The sequence below is a fragment of the Tepidiphilus margaritifer DSM 15129 genome, from assembly GCF_000425565.1.
Taxonomy (GTDB): domain Bacteria; phylum Pseudomonadota; class Gammaproteobacteria; order Burkholderiales; family Rhodocyclaceae; genus Tepidiphilus; species Tepidiphilus margaritifer.
Genome location: NZ_AUDR01000018.1, coordinates 48,871 through 68,087 on the forward strand (window position 1 = coordinate 48,871; position 19,217 = coordinate 68,087).

19 protein-coding genes are annotated in these 19,217 nt (G+C 65.4%); 10 read left to right on the top strand and 9 right to left on the bottom strand.

What is annotated here, in order from left to right:
- Window positions 1-9: 9 nt before the first annotated feature.
- The 9 genes from H607_RS0107500 to folE2 all read left to right on the top strand — a co-directional run bounded on the left by H607_RS0107500 (window position 10) and on the right by folE2 (window position 9,522).
- Complete coding sequence (locus H607_RS0107500) at window positions 10-963, top strand: bifunctional riboflavin kinase/FAD synthetase (RefSeq protein WP_028874923.1); 954 nt, start codon at window positions 10-12, stop codon at window positions 961-963.
- The gene (gene ileS / locus H607_RS0107505) at window positions 960-3,773 is read left to right on the top strand and encodes an isoleucine--tRNA ligase (protein WP_028874924.1); all 2,814 of its coding nucleotides are present in this window, start codon (window positions 960-962) and stop codon (window positions 3,771-3,773) included. The genes H607_RS0107500 and ileS overlap by 4 nt, the downstream gene beginning before the upstream one ends.
- Complete coding sequence (gene lspA, locus H607_RS0107510) at window positions 3,770-4,267, top strand: signal peptidase II (RefSeq protein ID WP_028874925.1); 498 nt, start codon at window positions 3,770-3,772, stop codon at window positions 4,265-4,267. The genes ileS and lspA overlap by 4 nt, the downstream gene beginning before the upstream one ends.
- 5 nt (window positions 4,268-4,272) lie before the next feature.
- Window positions 4,273-4,701, top strand: a complete 429-nt coding sequence (locus H607_RS0107515; protein ID WP_028874926.1) for an FKBP-type peptidyl-prolyl cis-trans isomerase — start codon at window positions 4,273-4,275, stop codon at window positions 4,699-4,701.
- A 3-nt stretch (window positions 4,702-4,704) separates the two neighbouring features.
- Entirely contained in the window at window positions 4,705-5,643 is a 939-nt protein-coding gene (gene ispH / locus H607_RS0107520; RefSeq protein WP_028874927.1) for a 4-hydroxy-3-methylbut-2-enyl diphosphate reductase, read from the top strand.
- The gene (gene xseB, locus H607_RS0107525; protein ID WP_028874928.1) at window positions 5,640-5,879 is read left to right on the top strand and encodes an exodeoxyribonuclease VII small subunit; all 240 of its coding nucleotides are present in this window, start codon (window positions 5,640-5,642) and stop codon (window positions 5,877-5,879) included. The genes ispH and xseB overlap by 4 nt, the downstream gene beginning before the upstream one ends.
- Window positions 5,876-6,778, top strand: coding sequence for a polyprenyl synthetase family protein (locus tag H607_RS0107530; protein ID WP_028874929.1), 903 nt, complete (start codon window positions 5,876-5,878; stop codon window positions 6,776-6,778). Before xseB ends, H607_RS0107530 begins: the two co-directional genes overlap by 4 nt.
- Window positions 6,779-6,784: 6 nt before the next feature.
- Window positions 6,785-8,653: a 1-deoxy-D-xylulose-5-phosphate synthase gene (gene dxs / locus H607_RS0107535; RefSeq protein ID WP_028874930.1), complete on the top strand. Its 1,869-nt coding sequence runs from the start codon at window positions 6,785-6,787 to the stop codon at window positions 8,651-8,653.
- A 62-nt stretch (window positions 8,654-8,715) separates the two neighbouring features.
- Complete coding sequence (gene folE2, locus H607_RS0107540; protein WP_028874931.1) at window positions 8,716-9,522, top strand: GTP cyclohydrolase FolE2; 807 nt, start codon at window positions 8,716-8,718, stop codon at window positions 9,520-9,522.
- Window positions 9,523-9,579: 57 nt separating this feature from the next.
- Here the strand turns inward: folE2 and H607_RS0107545 are convergent, their stop codons facing one another.
- Window positions 9,580-10,017: a MaoC family dehydratase gene (locus tag H607_RS0107545; RefSeq protein WP_028874932.1), complete on the bottom strand. Its 438-nt coding sequence runs from the start codon at window positions 10,015-10,017 to the stop codon at window positions 9,580-9,582.
- A gap of 204 nt (window positions 10,018-10,221) precedes the next feature.
- On the opposite strand from H607_RS0107545, the gene H607_RS13330 reads away from it, so the two are divergent.
- Complete coding sequence (locus H607_RS13330) at window positions 10,222-11,703, top strand: EAL domain-containing protein (RefSeq protein WP_028874933.1); 1,482 nt, start codon at window positions 10,222-10,224, stop codon at window positions 11,701-11,703.
- Between the two features lie 24 nt (window positions 11,704-11,727).
- On the opposite strand, the gene H607_RS12190 is transcribed toward H607_RS13330, so the two are convergent.
- The 8 genes from H607_RS12190 to H607_RS0107590 form a co-directional block, all read right to left on the bottom strand.
- Window positions 11,728-12,051: a hypothetical protein gene (locus H607_RS12190; protein WP_037990016.1), complete on the bottom strand. Its 324-nt coding sequence runs from the start codon at window positions 12,049-12,051 to the stop codon at window positions 11,728-11,730.
- Window positions 12,052-12,062: 11 nt separating this feature from the next.
- Window positions 12,063-13,439, bottom strand: a complete 1,377-nt coding sequence (locus H607_RS0107560) for an NAD(P)(+) transhydrogenase (Re/Si-specific) subunit beta (protein ID WP_028874934.1) — start codon at window positions 13,437-13,439, stop codon at window positions 12,063-12,065.
- The gene (locus H607_RS0107565) at window positions 13,436-13,741 is read right to left on the bottom strand and encodes an NAD(P) transhydrogenase subunit alpha part 2 (RefSeq protein WP_028874935.1); all 306 of its coding nucleotides are present in this window, start codon (window positions 13,739-13,741) and stop codon (window positions 13,436-13,438) included. Before H607_RS0107565 ends, H607_RS0107560 begins: the two co-directional genes overlap by 4 nt.
- 13 nt (window positions 13,742-13,754) lie before the next feature.
- Window positions 13,755-14,879 (bottom strand): NAD(P) transhydrogenase subunit alpha, encoded by a 1,125-nt coding sequence (locus H607_RS0107570; RefSeq protein ID WP_028874936.1) that lies wholly within the window; start codon window positions 14,877-14,879, stop codon window positions 13,755-13,757.
- A 22-nt stretch (window positions 14,880-14,901) separates the two neighbouring features.
- Complete coding sequence (gene serS / locus H607_RS0107575; RefSeq protein ID WP_028874937.1) at window positions 14,902-16,188, bottom strand: serine--tRNA ligase; 1,287 nt, start codon at window positions 16,186-16,188, stop codon at window positions 14,902-14,904.
- A 75-nt stretch (window positions 16,189-16,263) separates the two neighbouring features.
- Window positions 16,264-17,130 (bottom strand): ABC transporter permease, encoded by an 867-nt coding sequence (locus H607_RS0107580; RefSeq protein ID WP_028874938.1) that lies wholly within the window; start codon window positions 17,128-17,130, stop codon window positions 16,264-16,266.
- Window positions 17,127-18,029, bottom strand: a complete 903-nt coding sequence (locus H607_RS0107585; protein ID WP_088178702.1) for an ABC transporter permease — start codon at window positions 18,027-18,029, stop codon at window positions 17,127-17,129. Before H607_RS0107585 ends, H607_RS0107580 begins: the two co-directional genes overlap by 4 nt.
- Before the next feature lie 23 nt (window positions 18,030-18,052).
- Window positions 18,053-19,174, bottom strand: a complete 1,122-nt coding sequence (locus tag H607_RS0107590) for an ABC transporter ATP-binding protein (protein WP_051240755.1) — start codon at window positions 19,172-19,174, stop codon at window positions 18,053-18,055.
- Between the last annotated feature and the right edge of the window lie 43 nt (window positions 19,175-19,217).

The following is a 19,217-nucleotide window of genomic DNA, read 5'->3' on the forward strand; positions in this document are numbered from 1 at the left end:
ACGGCCATCATGCGCGTCATCCGAGGCATCGGCGGACCTCATCCGCCTACCGTGCTGACGATCGGCAACTTCGACGGCGTCCATCGCGGACACCAGGTCTTGCTGCGTCTGGTGCGCGAGCGCGCCGACGAAGCCGGAATTCAGGCCGCCGCCCTCACTTTCGAGCCCCACCCGCGTGAATTCTTCGCCCCCCAATCCGCCCCGCCGCGGCTGAGCACTTTGCGCGAAAAACTCCTCGCGCTCGCCGACTCGGCGCTCGATCGCCTGCACGTGCTACGATTCGACCTGCGCCTTGCCCGGCTCGGAGCCGCGGAATTCATCGAAACGCTGCTCGTGCGCGGCATGAACGTCCGGCACCTCGTCATCGGCGACGATTTCCGCTTTGGCGCCCGTCGCAGCGGGGGGCTCGCCGAACTGCTCGAATCCGGTGAGCGTTTCGGTTTCACCGTCGAGCCGGTCCCGGAAGTGCGCATCGACGGACTGCGCGTCTCCAGCAGCCTCATCCGTACCCTGGTGGCCGAGGGCAAGCTCGCCCAGGCCGCGCGTCTGCTCGGCCGCCCGTACAGCATCGAGGGCCGAGTGATGCACGGCGAGAAGCTCGGGCGCGCACTCGGTTTTCCCACCGCCAACATTCCCTTGTCACCCCGACGGCTCGCCCCGCCGGGCGTTTATGTCTGCAGCGTCGCAGGGCTTGCCGCCGCGCCGCTGCCCGCGGTGGCCAACATCGGCCTGCGCCCGACGGTGGGCGGACTCTTGCCACGGCTCGAGGTCCACCTGCTCGACTGGCACGGCGAATGCTATGGCCGTCGCCTGTGCATCGCCTTCTTCCACAAACTGCGCGAGGAACGCAAATTCGCCGACCTGGACGCCCTTCGAGCCCAGATCGCCGAAGACGTCGTCCATGCCCGCCAATGGCATCGACATCACGGTGCGGCGTTCCCCCTGACCGAGGATCATCCATGACCGACTATCGTGCCACGCTCAACCTTCCCGATACACCCTTCCCCATGCGCGCCAACCTCGCCAAACGCGAGCCGGGCTGGATCGCCCAATGGCAGCAGAAAAAACTCTACCGCAAGATCCGCGAGGTCTGTCGCGGTCGACCCAAATTCGTACTGCACGACGGCCCGCCCTACGCCAACGGCGACATTCACATCGGACACGCGGTCAATAAGATCCTCAAGGACATCATCGTACGCTCGAAGACGCTGGCCGGGTTCGACGCCCCCTACGTCCCGGGCTGGGACTGCCACGGTCTGCCGATCGAGCACCAGATCGAAAAACTCCACGGCAAACACCTGCCGCCGGACGAGGCCCGCCGCCGCTGCCGCGAATACGCCGCCGAGCAGATCCAGCGCCAGATGAAAGATTTCATCCGACTGGGTGTGCTGGGCGACTGGGACAACCCTTACCTCACGATGAACTTCGCCAACGAGGCGAACGAAATCCGGGCGCTGGGCAAAATCTATGAGCGGGGTTACCTCTACAAGGGGCTCAAACCCGTCAACTGGTGTTTCGACTGCGGCTCGGCCCTGGCAGAAGCCGAAATCGAATACGCCGAGCGCACCTCGCCGGCGATCGACGTCGGTTTCCCCCTCGAAGCCCCCGCCGAACGCACGCGCCTCGCCCACGCCTTCGGCCTGAGCGAGCCGCCGCAAGGGCCGATCTACGCCGTGATCTGGACCACCACGCCGTGGACCATCCCCGCCAACCAGGCGATCAACGTGCACCCCGAAGTCGTCTATGAACTGGTGGCCACACCCCGCGGCGCGCTCATCCTCGCCGCGGCGCTGCGCGAACAGGCGCTCGCGCGCTACGGACTCGAGGGGCGCGTGCTGGGGGCGGCGCACGGCGCGGCGCTCGACCGGCTGCGTTTCCGCCACCCTTTCCATTCCCGCGACAGCCTGGTGATCGCGGCGGATTACGTCGATACCTCCACCGGCACGGGTCTGGTGCATTCGGCGCCGGCCTACGGGGTCGACGACTTTGTCACTTGTCTCAAGGCGGGCATACGCCAGGAAGACATCCTCATGCCCGTGCGCGGCGACGGGACCTATGATCCTGCGCTCCCCTTCTTCGGCGGGCTTTCGATCTGGGACGCGAACCCAAAGATCGTCGCCAAGCTCGAGGAGGTCGGATCGCTCTTCGCCCACGCGCCGATCCGCCACAGCTACCCCCACTGCTGGCGCCACAAGAGCCCGACGATCTACCGCGCCACCGGCCAGTGGTTCATCGCCATGGACACGATCCCCGGTCGCACCCTGCCCGACGGCGAGACCCTGCGCGACAAAGCCTTGCGCGGCGTGGAAGCCACGCGTTTCTATCCGGCCTGGGGTCAGGCGCGGCTGCATGCCATGATCGCCAATCGTCCCGACTGGTGCATCTCGCGCCAACGCAACTGGGGCGTACCGATCGCCTTCTTCGTCGACAAGACCACGGGCGAACCGCACCCCGCTACGGCGCAGCTCATCGAGGAAGTCGCCCGGCGCGTCGAGCGCGAGGGGATCGAGGCTTGGTTCCGGCTCGATCCCCGCGAACTGCTCGGCGAGGAAGCGGATCGCTACGAGAAAGTGCTCGACACGCTGGACGTGTGGTTCGACTCCGGCACCACCCACGTGCACGTGCTGCGCGGCTCGCATCCCGAGCTGGGGCATCCGGCCGACCTGTACCTCGAGGGGTCCGACCAGCACCGCGGCTGGTTCCATTCGTCGCTGCTCACCGGCTGTGCCATCGACGGGCATCCGCCCTACCGGGGGCTGCTCACGCACGGATTCGTCGTCGACGGCCAAGGGCTGAAGATGTCGAAATCGCGCGGCAACGTCGTCGCACCGCAGCAGGTCGCCGACACGCTCGGCGCCGAAATCCTGCGTCTGTGGGTCGCCGCCACGGATTATTCCGGCGAGCTCACCATCTCCAAGGAGATCCTCGACCGCGTCGTCGAGGTCTACCGGCGACTGCGCAACACGCTGCGCTTCATGCTCGCCAACGTGGCCGACTTCGAGTACGCGCGGGATGCGGTTCCAGTGGAAGACATGGTGGAGCTCGACCGCTACGCCCTGCTGCGGCTGGCGCACCTGCAGGCGCAGGTCTGCGCCGATTACGAGCGTTTCGAATTCCACAAGGTGGTGCAGGCGCTGCAGAACTACGCCGCCGAGGAACTGGGCGCCTTCTACCTCGACGTCCTCAAGGATCGCCTCTACACGACGCCTGCCAATGGCCTGCCGCGGCGCTCGGCGCAGACGGCACTCCACCACATCTTGCACGCCTTCGTGCGCCTGATGGCGCCAGTGCTCGCTTTCACCGCCGAAGAGATCTGGACCTACCTCACCGGCAGCGACGACGACAGCGTGATGCTGCACACCTGGCACGAGATTCCGGAAGTCGCTGACGCCGAAACGATCGAACGTCGCTGGACGCTCGTGCTCGAGACGCGCGAGGCGGTCAACAAGGCGATCGAGGCGGTGCGCATGCAAGGCCGCGTCGGCCCCTCCCTGCAGGCCGAAGTCACGATCCGTGCCCACGGCGAACGCTACGCCGCGCTCGCGGCCTTGGGCGAAGAGCTCAAGTTCGCCCTCATCACCTCGCAAGCGCGCCTGGTCGAAGTCGACTCGCCTGCAGACGAGGGCATCGAGGTCGAGCCGAGCCCACACGCCAAATGCGAGCGCTGCTGGCACTATGAAGCCGACGTGGGTCGCGACCCCGAGCACCCCACCTTGTGTGCACGCTGCGTCGACAATCTGCACGGCGCGGGCGAGACGCGCCGCTGGGCATGAGCGCCTTCGCCCGCCTGCAGCCGACGCTCGCCATCGCCCTGGCGGTGATGGCGCTCGACCAGGGCAGCAAGCTCGCTCTCTCGCGTTGGATCCCCGAGGGCGAGCGCCTGGTGCTCGCGCCTTTCCTGCAGCTCGTCTCGGTATACAATACCGGCGCAGCCTTCAGCTTTCTCGCGCACGCCGGAGGCTGGCAGCGCGGGTTTTTTCTCCTGCTCGCGCTCGCCGTGAGCGCATGGCTGCTGTGGCTCGCCGCGAACTCGGAGGCGAAACGAATGGAGCGCCTCGCCTACGGCCTGATCGTCGGGGGGGCGTTGAGCAATGCCGTCGACCGGCTGGTGCACGGCGCCGTTTACGATTTTCTGCTCTTTCACGCCGGCCGTTGGGCTTGGCCCGCCTTCAACCTCGCCGACAGTGCCATCACCGTCGGCGTGGCGTTGCTGCTGTGGCAGTACCGCCGCCCCCATGATACCCATCGCCCCGCCTCCCAGGAATGAGCGACATGACCGACACCGTCCGCCCCGACAGCCTCGTCACCCTGCACTACCGGTTTCTCCTCGAAGACGGCACCGCCGTGGTGAGTACCTTCGAGGCCACCCCCGCCACCTTGCAGCTGGGCACGGGCGAGGTCTTGCCGGCGCTAGAGCGCTGTTTGGTGGGACTGAGCGTGGGCGAGCACCGCGTCTTCACGCTGCCGCCCGAAGAAGCCTTCGGCCCGCATCGCCCCGAGCTCGTCGAGCGGGTGGCGCGTGCCGATTTTCCGCCGGAAGTCACCGAGGCCATGACGCTCATGGAGTTCGCCGCTCCCGACGGCTCGCGCTATACGGGGCTGGTACGGGAACTCACCGACGAGTATGGCGTCGTGGACTTCAACCATCCTCTTGCCGGCAAAACCGTCCGGCTCGAAGTGCACATCATCGGCATCAGCTGACCCATGAACACCACCCCCACCGTGCTCCTCGCCAACCCCCGCGGCTTCTGCGCCGGGGTCGATCGCGCCATCGAGATCGTCGAACGGGCGATCGAACGTTTCGGGGCCCCGATTTACGTGCGCCACGAGATCGTGCACAACCGCCACGTGGTCGAAACCTTGCGCGCGCGCGGTGCGATCTTCGTCGAAGAGCTCGACGAAGTGCCCGACGGTGCCGTGGTCGTCTTCAGTGCCCACGGCGTGGCTCAGGCGATCCACGAGCGCGCCCGGGCTCGTGGCCTCACCGTGCTCGACGCCACCTGCCCCCTAGTCACCAAGGTACACCACGAGGTGCAGCGCTTGCATCGCCAAGGCTACGACATCGTGATGATCGGCCACCGCGGGCATCCCGAGGTGGAGGGTACGATGGGACAGGTGCCCGATCGCATCCACCTCGTCGAGACCGAAGAAGACGTCGCCCGACTCACGCTCGATCCCGAACGTTGTGCCTACGTCACCCAGACGACGCTCTCGGTCGATGACGCCCGGCACATCATCGAACGGCTCACCGCGCGCTATCCTCGCATTCTCGGTCCCAAGAAAGACGACATCTGCTACGCCACGCAAAACCGTCAGGATGCCGTCAAGCAGCTTGCCGCCCAATGCGACCTCGTGCTAGTGATCGGCTCTCCCAACAGCTCCAACTCCAACCGCCTGCGGGAAGTCGCCGCGGCGCTGGGGATTCCGGCGCACCTCATCGAGGACGAAACGGCGCTCACCGCCGAAACGATCAGGAATGCGCGGCGCATCGGCTTGACCGCCGGTGCTTCGGCCCCGGAAGAACTCGTACGGCGCGTCCTCGCCCGGCTGCAGGAACTGGGCGCCGCCGAAATCGCTGAACTCCCGGGGGTGGCAGAAAACGTCCGCTTCACCCTTCCCAAAACCCTCACGGAGGCGACATGAGCGAATCCGCTGCCGCACCCGAGAACCTCGACTTCGAAGCCGCGCTCACCGAACTCGAGCGCATCGTCCAGGCGCTCGAGACCGGCCGTTTGCCGCTCGAGACGGCACTGCAGCGCTATCAGCACGGGGTCGCCCTGGTACGGCGTTGCCGTCAGGTGCTCGACGAAGCCGAGCAGCGGCTGCTCGCCATCGAAAACGGCACCCTGGTCCCCCTCGACCCCTCCACCGAACGATGACTTTCTCCGAACGCGAACCGTTCGAGACGTGGTGCGAGCGCCGCCGCGCCCTCGTCGAGCACTTCCTCGAGCAAATCCTCCCGCCGGCCGACACGGAACCTCGGCTCCTGCACGAAGCGATGCGCTACGCCGTACTCGGCGGCGGAAAACGCGTCCGGCCGCTGCTCGTCTTCGCCTCCGGCGAGGGATTCGGTGCCCCCATCGAAACCCTCTTGCCCGTCGCCGCGGCGGTCGAGCTCATCCACGTCTATTCGCTGGTGCACGACGACCTGCCCGCGATGGACGACGACGCACTGCGCCATGGTCGTCCCACCGTCCATGTGGCGTTCGACGAGGCGACGGCACTGCTCACGGGGGATGCGCTGCAGACGCTTGCCTTCCAGCTTCTCGCTACGCCGCTTCCCGGTCTGTCACCCGATCGCCAGCTCGGCCTCGTGCGCGGCCTCGCCCGCGCCAGCGGCTCGCACGGCATGGCGGGCGGTCAGGCACTCGATCTCGCTGCCACTGGCCGCAAGATTCCCCTCGAAGAGCTGCAAACTCTGCATCGGTGCAAGACGGGGGCGCTCATCCGCTACGCCGTGCTCGCCGGCGCTTACTGCGACGAACCCGATGCACAAACCTATGCCACGCTCGAGCGCGGCGCGAACGCCCTCGGGCTGCTCTTCCAGATCACCGACGACATCCTGGACGCCACCGCCGACAGTGCCACCCTCGGCAAGACCGCCGGCAAGGACGAACGCCACGCCAAGGCCACCTATGTCACGCTCCTCGGCCTGGAAGGGGCGATCGAGGCGGCGCGACGTACCCTGGAAGAATCCCTCACCGAATTCTCCTCCCTGGGGCCGGCCGCCGAACGCCTGTGCGAGCTCGCCCGTTTCGTCGCCGAGCGTCGGCGCTGATCCATCATGACGACCGAACGTTTTCCCCTGCTCACCCGCATCGACGACCCGGCCGATCTGCGCCGACTGTCGCTGCCCGAACTCAAGCGGCTCGCCGCCGAGTTGCGCCAGTTCATCCTCGAAACGGTGGCCCGTACCGGTGGGCACCTGGCTTCCAACCTCGGCTCCGTCGAGCTCACCCTCGCGCTGCACTACGTCTACGACACCCCGTACGATCGCATCGTCTGGGACGTGGGGCACCAGACTTACGGCCACAAGATCCTCACCGGTCGGCGCGACCGCATGGCCACACTGCGCCAACTCGGAGGATTGTCCGGTTTCCCCAAGCGTGAGGAAAGTCCTTACGACACCTTCGGCACGGGGCACTCTTCCACCTCCATCTCCGCGGCGCTCGGCATGGCGGTCGCCGCCCGGGCCCGCGGCGAGAAACGCCAATGCGTGGCGGTGATCGGCGATGGGGCGATGTCGGCCGGAATGGCCTTCGAGGCGCTCAACCATGCCGGCGACCTCGACGGGATCGATCTCACGGTGATCCTCAACGACAACGAGATGTCGATCTCACCCCCCGTAGGGGCGCTCACCCAGATATTCGCGCGGCTTCTGAGCGGCGAACCTTACAATACCGCACGCCGGGTGGGCGAGACGGTGCTCTCCGCCGCCCCGCCGATCAAGGCGCTCGCCCGACGCGTCGAAGAGCACGTCAAAGGCATGATCTCCCCTCCTGGTACGCTCTTCGAGGAATTCGGCTTCCACTATTACGGCCCCATCGACGGGCATGACCTCGACGTGCTGGTGCCGACGCTCGCCAACATCCGCAAACTCGGCGGCTTGCGCTTCGTGCATGTCGTCACGAAAAAAGGGCGCGGTTACAAACTCGCCGAGGCCGACCCGGTGCTCTACCACGGCGTGTCGCGTTTCGATCATGCCCGGGGGCTGGAGCCGACCAAGGGCACTCGCCCCACTTACACCCAGATCTTCGGCGACTGGATCTGCGACATGGCCGCGCGCGATCCGCGCCTCATCGGCATCACCCCCGCCATGCGCGAGGGCTCGGGCCTGGTGCGCTTCGCTCAGGAATACCCCGAACGTTACTTCGACGTCGGCATTGCCGAACAACATGCCCTCACCTTCGCCGCGGGGCTTGCCTGCGAGGGATTCAAACCGGTGGTGGCGATCTACTCCACCTTCCTGCAGCGTGCCTACGATCAGCTCATCCACGACATCGCCCTACAAAAGCTGCCCGTGGTCTTCGCCATCGACCGCGGCGGGCTGGTGGGCGCCGACGGGCCCACGCACCATGGGGCTTTCGATCTGAGCTTCCTTGCCTGCATCCCCAATCTCGTGGTAATGGCACCGGCCGACGAGAACGAATGCCGCCGCATGCTCACCACCGCCTTCCTGCACGACGGCCCGGCGGCGGTGCGTTATCCCCGCGGCCACGGCCCCGGCATCCCCATTGATCCGGGGTTGGAGCCTTTGCCGATCGGCAAGGCCGAACTGCTGCGCCAGGGCCGGCGCATCGCACTACTCGCCCTCGGGTCGCTGGTGGCGCCAGCGCGCGAGGTCGGCGAGCGGCTCGACGCCACGGTGGTCAACCTGCGTTTCGTCAAACCGCTCGACGAGGCCACGATACGCGCCGTGGCCGCCACGCACGAAGTGCTCGTGACGCTGGAAGAAAACGCCGTCATCGGTGGTGCCGGCAGTGAGATCGCCCGCATCAGCCAAACCATGGACACCCCACCCCGTCTCCTGCGCCTGGGTCTGCCGGACCGATTCATCGAGCACGGCGACCAAGGGCAACTCCTGCACCTGCTGGGGCTCGACGTCGACGGTATCCTGGCGGCGATAGAGCGCTTCGATGACGGCGATGCTTGACGAGAACCCATGGCGGGCTACGATACGATAGCCCACCAAGAACGAGACGAGAGAACCCGACGATGAACGAACCCCTCCAAGCCATCCCCGACGTGCAATCCTTCGCCGATCACCGCCACATGGCCATCGACAAGGTCGGCATCAAGAGCATCCGTCACCCCATCCGCGTGAGCGATCGTAGCGGCGGCGTGCAGCACACGGTGGCCACTTTCAACATGTACGTGGGGCTGCCGCACAACTTCAAGGGCACGCACATGTCGCGCTTCGTCGAGATCCTCAATGCCCACGAGCGTGAGATCTCGGTCGAAAATTTCGAACCCATGCTGCGGCAGATGGTCGAGCGGCTCGAAGCCGAGACCGGCCACATCGAGATGAGTTTTCCTTACTTCATCGAGAAACGCGCCCCCGTCACCGGGGTGCCGAGCCTGATGGACTACGACGTCACCTTCATCGGCGAGATCCTCTCCGGCGGCGAATACCGCTTCACCATGAAAGTGGTGGTCCCGGTCACGAGCCTGTGCCCCTGCTCGAAGAAGATCTCGGCTTACGGCGCGCACAACCAGCGCTCACACGTCACCATCACCGCGCGCACGATTGATCACGTCTGGATCGAAGAGCTCGTGCAACTGGCCGAGAAAGAGGCTTCCAGCGAACTCTACGGGCTCTTGAAACGCCCCGACGAGAAGTACGTCACCGAGCACGCCTACGACAACCCGAAGTTCGTCGAAGACATGGTACGCGACGTCGCCGCCCGGCTCGATGCCGATCCACGCATCGTGCACTACGTTGCCGAATCGGAAAATTTCGAATCCATCCACAATCATTCGGCCTATGCACTGATCGAGCGCGACAAGACCAAACCCCGTTGACGCGAAAAGGCGCCGGTCGACCTGCCCCCGGCGCCTTTTCAGCCCTGCTGTGCGGCCTCAGCGCGGCGGGATGAACACCACCGCTTCGCCCTCCAGCACCACCTTGTCGCGCACGATGCAACGCGTATCGAGCGTGACGCGGCGCTTTTCCGGCAGCAGACCAATGACGGTCGCCCGCGACACCACCGTATCCCCCGAATGCACCGGGGCGAGAAAGCGCACCGTCTGCGACACATAGACCGCTCCCGGTCCGGGCATCTTCGTGCCCAGCACCGACGAGACGAAACTCACCGTGAGAAAGCCGTGGGCGATGCGCCCTTTGAACATGGTCTGCGAGGCGAACTCGTCGTCCATGTGCACCGGGTTCATATCGCCCGAGACGCCGGCGAACATGAGGATGTCGGCGTCGGTGACGGTGCGGCTGGTCTCTGCCGTCATCCCGACGTGCAGATCTTCGAAGCGATAGCCCATGATCGCATTGAAGTCCCTTGCCATTTTTCTTCTCCTTTGCTCTGAATTGGGAAATACAGTGTACCACGCGTATGTTGCAGTGCAAAAAAATCCTGCAGGAACCCCGACCCCCACCACACGTCCCAATCAACGAAAAAAGCCCTTTCCTGCCGTCTTATCCCGCCCCCAAAGGCGATAGGGCGGTGTTATCGTGTCTGCATCAGCCATTGCGCCCGAGCCTTCGCCACCATGGGAATCCAGCCCCCGCCTGCCGAACCCTTCCGGCCCGACTTTTCCGAGGGCGCGGAAACGGGCCTGTATCTCGCCCTCCTCGAGCTCATCGACGAAGGGCTCATCCTCACCAGCGACGAGACCATCCTGGAGGCGAACACCGCCGCTTGTCGACTGCTCGAGCGCGACTACCGTGACCTGATCCGGCAGCCGCTCGCCACCCTCTTCCCCTCGGACAAGGAATTCCTCCATGCCCGGGCCCGCTGGTTCATCCAGGGTCAAAGCCGCGGCAGCATCCGCATCGCGCTACCCGGTGGCCGCTCGCGCCTCTTTCGCTTCATCGCCGCCGCCCGCCTGCGCCCCGGCCTGCACGCGATCCTTTTCTCGCCCGATCTGATCGGAGAGGTATATCGCGACGTCGCACACACCGATGCCTTCTGGCCCCGGCTCGCCGCCGCCGTGCCCCAACCGGTGGTGGTGCTCGACGAGGCGGGGCGCATCGCCGCGCTCAACGATGCCGCCCGGGCGTTCTTTCCCGCCGCACGGCAAGAATGGCTGCTGCAACCGCTCACGCACTTCGCCGCCGTCTCCTGGCCGGAAGAAGGCGAAGCACCGCTCGCCCGTATCGAGGGACTGGGCGAAGCCCCGGTACGCGCCCGCGTGCTCCAGGGGCCACAGCTGGGATGGCGCGTCCTCGTCTTCGAGCGGCTACCGCGATTCGCCCCGGCTGCCATCTCTCCCGCCCCGTCGGCCCCGCCACCCGATCCGCTCGCCGTCGCCCTGAGAGAAAGCCCGGTGGAATCCTTCGCCTTGCAGCTGGAGCCGCTCGTCGATCTCCAGCAGCGGCGGCTTGCCGGTGCCCATGCCCGACTCGTGTGGAATCACCCTGCCGTTGCTGGCCTCGCCCCCGAACGGCTCACCGAACTCGCTCGCCGCGCCCAGGCCGTGCCCCGGCTCACCCGCATCGCCTTCGCCAGACTGCCCGAACTCGCGGCCCGCATTCCGGGACGCCTCACGCTTACACTGGCCGCCGAGGCACTCCGCGATTCCGGCCTGACCGCAGCGCTGGAGACGGCGCTCGCCGCCGGCATCCGCCCCGAGGCGCTCGAATTCGCGCTCGATCTGCCTGCCTGTGCCGCACTCGACACCGAGGCGGCCGCGACGCTGCTCGCCCTCTCCCGACGCGGCATCCGCTGGATCGCCGCCGGTCTCGACGAGGCCGCCTTGCCGCTCGAGCAGCTCGCCCGCCTTCCTTGGAGCGGGGTGATGCTGCCTGCTGCGTGGGTCGCGGGACTCGGCCGGGACGAACGGCTCGAAGCCCTCGTCGGGGGAACGGTATCGCTCGCGCAGGCCATGCGTCTCGAAGTCCGCGCCCAAGGCGTGGCCACGGCAGGACAACGCGATTTCCTCGCCGCGCTGGGCGTTCGACTACAGCAAGGCCCCTGGTTCGGCCCGGCCGTCACCTCGGGCGAACCCTTGCATGTCAGAGGGATGGATTGAGCGGACCCGGAACCGGGAAAGAAATCACCGCGACAACACCGTCCGGCAATCCTCCTTGCGGCCGGTGAGCGCGCCGAGCCGCCCGAGCTGACGCTCCAGCACTTCGTCCGGAATGCTGCGGTTCAGGCACCAGTCGCGCAGCTGCAGCATCAGGGCGAGCGTCTGCAAGTCGATGGAAGTCGCCCAAACACCGGCAAAGCCCGGATCCGGCCCTTCGCGCAGCGGCGGAGTCGGCAAATCTCGCCGTACTTCCGGAGCGGCAAGTGGCGGCACCGCCTGCGGCGGCGTGGTGCCCTGCGCAAACACGCCACCGGAGAGCACACACGCCGCGGCCACGACATATCGCATCGCCGCCCGCTTCAGGCTTCCAGCTCCTTGAGGCGCTGGATGATGCGGGCGACCACCTCCTGCGCGCTGCCATAGACCATGTGGCAGTTGTCGCGGTAGAAGAGCTCGTTCTCGATGCCCGAGTACCCCGTGCCCTTGCCGCGCTTGATCACCAGCACCTCACGCGCCTGATCCACGTTGAGGATGGGCATGCCGTAGATGGGGCTCGCCTTGTTGGTACGCGCCGCTGGGTTGACCACGTCGTTCGCGCCGATCACCAGGGCGACGTCGGTCTGGGCGAACTCGGCATTGATCTCCTCCAGATCGAAGATCTTGTCGTAGGGCACCCCGGCCTCGGCCAGCAACACGTTCATGTGTCCCGGCATGCGCCCGGCCACGGGATGGATGGCGAACTTCACTTCCACCCCCGCCTCTTCCAGGAGCTGCGCCATCTCCCACACCTTGTGCTGGGCGCCGGCCACTGCCATGCCGTAACCCGGCACGATGATCACCTTCTGCGCGTAGCGCAGGGTGGCCGCCGCGTCGTCGGGCGAATACTCTTTGAGCGAACCCGTCACTTCGCCCCCTGCCTCCTGCGCCTCGCCGGTGATCGGCGCAAAGATCACGGTGCGGATCGAGCGGTTCATCGCCTTGGCCATGAGGAGCGTGAGCAAGGTTCCCGAAGCCCCGACCACCGTTCCCGCCACGATCAGCAAGGGATTGGCGAGCACGTACCCTTCGAAACCGACCGCCAGGCCCGTGAAGGCGTTGAGCAGCGAAATCACCACCGGCATGTCCGCCCCGCCGATGGGCAAAGTCAGCAGTGCCCCCAGCGCCAGGGCAAGCAGGAAGAAAACCGTGAGCTCGAACCCGCCCGGATGGGAAGAAAACCCGATCGTCAGCCCGATCCCGACGGTGAAGAGCGCGAGGAAGAACACGACGTTGTTCTGCTGCGGCACCCGGTACGTCTTCTTCAAGAGCCCCTGCAGCTTGGCAAAAGCCACACAACTACCAGCGAAAGCCACGGCCCCGATGATCGCCCCGAGCGCGGCGAGTACGCCCACCGAAGCCGCGTGCACCGTCTCGCCCAGAAGGAAGGCCACCGCCGCGATCGCCGCCGCCGCGCCGCCGCCCATGCCGTTGTAGATCGCCACCATCTGCGGCATGTCGGTCATCTTCACCGTCTTGCCGAGATACCACGCGATCGCCGCACCGATCACGATCGCCGTGATCATGAGACCGAAGTGATGCAGCCCCGGCACATAGAAGGTGACCAGGACCGCCGCGACCATGGCGTAACCCGCCCACTGCACGCCACGGCGCGCCGTGGCCGGCGAGCTCATCGCCTTCAACCCCAGTATGAAGACGATGGCCACGAGGAAATAGACGAACTGGATGAACGTACTCATCGTCCGCCCTCCCCGGTACCCTTGTTCGAGCGGAACATCGCCAACATCCGCTCGGTGACGACGTACCCACCGGCAGCATTGGCCGCCCCCAGCAGCACGGCGACGAAACCGAGCGCAAGCGCGGCCGGGTCGTCGTCCGGTACCTGCCCCAGCGCCACCATCGCCCCGATCAGCACCACGCCGTGGATGAAATTGGAACCGGACATCAAGGGCGTGTGCAGGATGACCGGCACCCGCGCGATCACCTCGTAGCCCGTAAACGCCGCCAACATGAAAATGAACAACGCGCTCATGCCATCCATCGCCGCCCCCTCCTCACAAACCCAGCCATTGACGTACCCGCTCACTCTTGAGCTCGCCGGCGTGCGTCATGCAGGTGCCGGCGAGCACCTCGTCGTCCCACGACAGCGACGACGCCCCCTCGCGCAAAAAGAGCGAGACGAAATTGAACACGTTCTTGGCGAACATCTCGGAAGCGTGCACCGGCATGCGGCTCGGCACGAAAGTCGGACCAATCACCAGCACTTCCCCGATCCAGGTCTTCTCGCCCGGCACCGTGCCCTCGACGTTGCCTCCCGTCTCCGCGGCCAGATCCACCACCACGGCGCCGGGACGCATGCGCGCGATCATCCCGGCAGTGATGATGCGCGGCGCCGGCCGCCCCGGAATGGAAGCGGTGGTGATGAGCGCATCGGCCTGCCCCACGGCCTTGCCGAGTTTCTCCGCCTGCAGTGCTTTCTCCTCTTCGGTGAGCTCGCGGGCATAGCCGCCCTCGCCCACGGCACGCACCCCCGTGTCGAGGAACTTCGCCCCGAGCGACTCCACCTGCTCACGCGTCTCGGGGCGCACATCGTAGGCCTCCACCGCCGCCCCCAGCCGCCGGGCGGTGGCGATCGCCTGCAGCCCCGCCACGCCGGCGCCGATCACCAGCACCTTGGCCGGACGGATGGTGCCGGCGGCATAGGTGAGCATGGGGAAGAACTTCGGGCTGTGGTCGGCCGCGATCAGCGCCGCCTCGTAACCCGCCACCGTCGCCTGGGAAGAAAGGATGTCCATGCTCTGCGCGCGCGAGATGCGCGGCAAGAGCTCCAGGGCGAAAGAGGTGATGCGCCGCTCGAGCAGCTGCTCGACCCTCTCGCGGCTTGCCCAAGGCTGCAGCGCCCCCACCAGGATCGAGCCTTCGGGCATGAGCGCGAGCTCCTCGTCGCGCGGCGGCTGCACGCACAGCACGAGCTGCGCGCGGCGAAACACCTCCTCCGGCTCGGACAGGATTTCCACGCCGGCAAAGGCTTCGTCAGCCCAATGCGCCCGCTTGGCCGCACCGCTGGCCATCACGACCTTGGCCCCCAGCGCCTCGTATTTCTTCACCAGATCCGGCACCAGCGCCACCCGCCGCTCCTGCGGCTGCGGTGCGCTCGCCACCCCCACGATCACGCCCATCCTCCCCCTCCTCTCTACCCGATCACCGATGAGGCTCGATCACCTTCTGCCCCCCCATCCACGGCCGCAGCGCCTCGGGCACCACCACCGAACCGTCGCGCTGCTGGTAGTTCTCCAGCACCGCCACCAGCGTTCGCCCCACCGCCAACCCGGAGCCGTTCAGCGTATGCACCGGCTGGGGCTTACCCTTGCCGCCAGTAGGACGGAAGCGCGCCTGCAAACGACGGGCCTGGAACGCCTCGAAATTCGAGCACGAAGAAATCTCGCGATAGGTATTCTGCCCCGGCAGCCATACTTCCAAATCATAGGTCTTCGCCGACGAAAACCCAAGATCCCCGGCGCACAAGATCACTTTGCGGTAAGGCAGATTCAGGCGCTGCAGTACCGCCTCCGCATGTCCGGTAAGCTCCTCGAGCGCCTCCCAAGAACGATCCGGATGCTCGATGCGCACCAGCTCCACCTTGTCGAATTGATGCTGACGGATCATGCCCCGCGTGTCGCGCCCATAGGCGCCGGCCTCCGAGCGAAAGCACGGCGTGTGCGCGACGAACTTGAGGGGCAAATCGCGCTCCTCGAGGATCTCGTCGCGCACGAGGTTGGTCACCGGTACCTCAGCCGTCGGAATGAGGTAGAAGTTTTCTGGATCGCGCGGCACGGCGAAGAGATCCTCGGCGAACTTGGGCAGCTGCCCCGTCCCGAAGAGGCTGCGCGCATTGACGAGATAGGGAACATAGACTTCGAGGTACCCATGCTCGCGGGTGTGCAGATCGAGCATGAACTGCCCCAGCGCCCGATGTAGCCGCGCCACGTCCCCGCGCATCACGGAAAAACGCGCCCCGGCGATTTTCGCCGCCGCCTCGAAATCCAGCCCCAGGGGCGTGCCTACGTCGACGTGGTCGCGCACCGGGAAATCGAATGCCCGCTGCGAACCCCAACGCGCCACTTCCACGTTGTCGGCCTCGCTCGTTCCGTCGGGAACGGAAGGATGGGGGATGTTGGGTAGGGTGGCGAGGAAGGATTCCAACTCGGTGAGCAAGGCCGAGAGGCGCTCTTCGCAGGTGTCGAGCTCCGCGGTGATCAGGGCAAGCTGGGCAAGCACCTCGGAGGCGTCCTCGCCCCGTCCCTTGCGCCGACCTACTTCCTTCGAGAGGGCATTTCTCTGCGCCTGCAGCTCCTGCGTGCGGGTCTGCAGGTCTTTGCGTTCGGCCTCCAGCGCCTCGAACCGGGACCAGTCGATCTTCGCGCCGCGCCGCGCGAGCGCCGCTTTCACCTCGTCGAGCCGGGTGCGCAACCACTGAACATCGAGCATCACACCATCCTGAACGTCACGAAAAAGAAGACGCAACGATACCAGCAACCCCGCCCGCCCGGCAACGCCGCCTCCTCAGGACGCCGCAGACGTGGCCAAGGCATCTACCTTGGCCTGGCGCAGCAAGGCCGCGTTTTCACGCGCCCGCTGCTTGGCCCGGCGGGCCAGCCAGACGCTCGACAAAAGTAAGCCGGCCAGCACCAGATACACGGTGACGGCGCCGATGACGTTGATCTCGGGATTGAGTCCGAGACGGGCCCGCGAGAAGATCACCACCGGCAGCGGCGACGTTCCCGGCCCCGAGAGAAAGGCCGAGATCACCACTTCGTCGAGCGACAGCGACAGCGTCAGCAACCAGGCAGAGGCCACCGCTTGAAAAATGGCCGGCAAGGTCACGAGAAAGAACACTTGTGAAGGACGCGCCCCCAGATCCATCGCTGCCTCTTCCAGTGCCGGATCCACTTCCCGCAGCCGCGACATGATGGTGATCGCCGCATAAGAGACGCACATCACGGTATGGCCGATGAAAAGCGTCGTGAACCCCTTTTGCGGAAAGCCGAAGACGTGCTCCAGGCTGACGAAGAAGAGCAGCAACACCATCGCCAGCACCACGGTCGGCAGCACCAGCGGCACGTTGAGGAGCAAGGTGAAAAGTCCCTTGCCGGGGAAGCGCCGATAGCGCGTCAAGGCATAGGCGGCACAGGTGCCCAGCACCACGGAAGCGGTGGCGGTGGCCACGGCGATCTCCAGCGACAACACCAGGGCGTCGATCACCACCTGATCGGCTGCCGCCTCGGCATACCAGCGCAAGGTCCAGCCACCCCAGACCGTGACCATGCGCGAATCGTTGAAGGAATAGATCACCAGCACCACGATCGGCAGGTAGAGAAAGCCATAGACGAGCATCGTCCATGACGTTGCCAGCCAGGGGAAACGTCTCATCGCCGGGCCTCCATCAGACGCATCTGATAACGGTTGAAGAGCCAGATCGGGAAAAGAATGATCAGTACCATCAACATCGTCACCGCCGCGGCCCGCTGCCAGTCGAGATTGATGAAGAACTCGTTCCACATCATGCGGCCGATGTTCAGGATCGAGATGCCGCCGAGCAACTCGGGAATCACGTATTCCCCCACCGCCGGAATGAAGACGAGGAGCGACCCGGCGAGGATCCCTTCGCGCGACAAGGGGATGGTCACCAGCCAGAAGCGCTGCCATGGCCGCGCTCCCAGGTCTGCGGCCGCCTCCAGCAAGCGTCGGTCGAGTTTGACGAGGTTGGCATACAGCGGCAAGATCATGAAGGGGATGTAGCCATAGACCATGCCCACCATGAAGGAAAACTTGGTAAACATCAGCTGCAGCGGCTCATCCACGATCCCCGCCCACAGCAGGAACTGGTTGAGCAGGCCGTTGACGTCCAGAATGTTCTTCCAGGCATAAATGCGGATGAGGAAGGGCGTCCAGAACGGAAGCATGATGAGCATCAACATCACCGGTCGCAGCGTAGGGAAACCCTGGGCCAGGAAATAGGCGAAGGGATAGCCGATGATGAGGCACAGCACGGTCGTCAGCAGCGCATATCCCACCGACGAGAGATAGGTGAGCAGATAGACGTCGTCCTGCATCACGCTCAGGTAGGCATCGAAATGCAGCTTGATGCTGAGCGTGCCCTCCTCCAGCCACGAGATCAGGGGCTCGAACCCCACGCCTACAGCGTCGGCATGGGAAAAACTGATCTTGAGCAGGATCAGGAAGGGCAACAGCAGAAAGACGAAGAGGAACAACTCCGGCACGCCGATCACGAACCAGCGCCCCGACGGCATCCAGGAACGACGCATCATGGCACTCTCCCGCAGCGAGCGTTTCATTCGACAATGACCACCGGCGCCGACGGCATCCAATGCGCCGTCACGCGCGCCCCGAGTTCATGAGGCTCCTCGTAGCGATCGACGTTGGTCACGGTAACCCGCACGCGTCGCCCCGTGGGCAATTCGATCTCATAGGCGGTATAGCTGCCCATGTAGCTGCGCGCCGTCACCGTTCCTTGTACGGCGTTGTAGGGATAATCCTGCCACCCCGGTTCGAGCGAGATCTTCTCGGGACGCAAGGCCACGGTGAGGCTCATCCCCTGCTTGCCCTCCACACCGTGCCCGACGTGGAACAGACACTCCGGCGTCTGAATCTCGCAATAATGCGGTTCATCGACCACGAGCTCCCCGTCGAAGAGATTGACGCTGCCGATGAAATCGGCCACGAAGCGGTTCTTCGGATTCTCGTAGACCTCGCCAGGGGTACCAATCTGCAAGAAACGCCCTTCGCGCATCACCGCGAGGCGATCGGCCATCGTCATGGCCTCTTCCTGATCATGGGTGACGATGACACAGGTCAGGCCCACCTGGCGCAAGATATGCACGAGTTCGATCTGGGTACGCTCGCGCAGTTTGCGATCCAGCGCGCCCATGGGCTCGTCGAGCAGCAGCAGCTTGGGACGCTTGGCCAGGCTGCGCGCCAACGCCACGCGCTGCTGCTGTCCGCCCGAGAGCTGATGCGGCTTGCGCTTGGCATAGGGTTTGAGCTGAACCAGATCCAGCATCTGCTCGACGCGCTCGGCGATCTGCGCCTTGGGCATTCCCTCGCGTTTGAGACCAAACGCGATGTTGTCATACACCGTCAGATGGGGAAAAAGGGCATAGGACTGGAACATCATGTTGATCGGTCGCTCGTAAGGCGGCAGATCCGTGATGTCCTGCCCGTCGAGGACGATACGCCCCGCCGTCGGGACTTCGAAACCGGCCAACATCCGCAGCAACGTCGTCTTGCCACAGCCGGACGAACCGAGCAGGGCAAAGATCTCTCCCTGTTCGATGGCCAGATTGACATTGTTGACGGCAACGACTTCGTCATATTCCTTTCGGATCGACTCGATCTTCAGGAAATCGGGCGCCCCTGCGGCGATCTCCGCGCGAGCAGCAACGGTCTGGTTCATGACGGTGCCGAAACTCCTTGAAAAACGAAGAGAAAAAGATTTG

Bases quoted from the DNA above. Each gene is read 5' to 3' on its own strand.
- H607_RS0107515 (WP_028874926.1), top strand. From the start codon at position 4,273: ATGACCGACACCGTCCGCCCCGACAGCCTCGTCACCCTGCACTACCGG.
- xseB (WP_028874928.1), top strand. From the start codon at position 5,640: ATGAGCGAATCCGCTGCCGCACCCGAGAACCTCGACTTCGAAGCCGCG.
- folE2 (WP_028874931.1), top strand. From the start codon at position 8,716: ATGAACGAACCCCTCCAAGCCATCCCCGACGTGCAATCCTTCGCCGAT.
- H607_RS0107530 (WP_028874929.1), top strand. From the start codon at position 5,876: ATGACTTTCTCCGAACGCGAACCGTTCGAGACGTGGTGCGAGCGCCGC.
- H607_RS0107500 (WP_028874923.1), top strand. From the start codon at position 10: ATGCGCGTCATCCGAGGCATCGGCGGACCTCATCCGCCTACCGTGCTG.
- H607_RS0107590 (WP_051240755.1), bottom strand. From the start codon at position 19,174: ATGAACCAGACCGTTGCTGCTCGCGCGGAGATCGCCGCAGGGGCGCCC.
- ileS (WP_028874924.1), top strand. From the start codon at position 960: ATGACCGACTATCGTGCCACGCTCAACCTTCCCGATACACCCTTCCCC.
- H607_RS0107580 (WP_028874938.1), bottom strand. From the start codon at position 17,130: ATGAGACGTTTCCCCTGGCTGGCAACGTCATGGACGATGCTCGTCTAT.
- ispH (WP_028874927.1), top strand. From the start codon at position 4,705: ATGAACACCACCCCCACCGTGCTCCTCGCCAACCCCCGCGGCTTCTGC.
- H607_RS12190 (WP_037990016.1), bottom strand. From the start codon at position 12,051: ATGCGATATGTCGTGGCCGCGGCGTGTGTGCTCTCCGGTGGCGTGTTT.
- H607_RS0107545 (WP_028874932.1), bottom strand. From the start codon at position 10,017: ATGGCAAGGGACTTCAATGCGATCATGGGCTATCGCTTCGAAGATCTG.
- H607_RS0107570 (WP_028874936.1), bottom strand. From the start codon at position 14,879: ATGGGCGTGATCGTGGGGGTGGCGAGCGCACCGCAGCCGCAGGAGCGG.
- H607_RS0107560 (WP_028874934.1), bottom strand. From the start codon at position 13,439: ATGAGTACGTTCATCCAGTTCGTCTATTTCCTCGTGGCCATCGTCTTC.
- H607_RS0107585 (WP_088178702.1), bottom strand. From the start codon at position 18,029: ATGATGCGTCGTTCCTGGATGCCGTCGGGGCGCTGGTTCGTGATCGGC.
- dxs (WP_028874930.1), top strand. From the start codon at position 6,785: ATGACGACCGAACGTTTTCCCCTGCTCACCCGCATCGACGACCCGGCC.
- H607_RS13330 (WP_028874933.1), top strand. From the start codon at position 10,222: ATGGGAATCCAGCCCCCGCCTGCCGAACCCTTCCGGCCCGACTTTTCC.
- lspA (WP_028874925.1), top strand. From the start codon at position 3,770: ATGAGCGCCTTCGCCCGCCTGCAGCCGACGCTCGCCATCGCCCTGGCG.
- serS (WP_028874937.1), bottom strand. From the start codon at position 16,188: ATGCTCGATGTTCAGTGGTTGCGCACCCGGCTCGACGAGGTGAAAGCG.
- H607_RS0107565 (WP_028874935.1), bottom strand. From the start codon at position 13,741: ATGGATGGCATGAGCGCGTTGTTCATTTTCATGTTGGCGGCGTTTACG.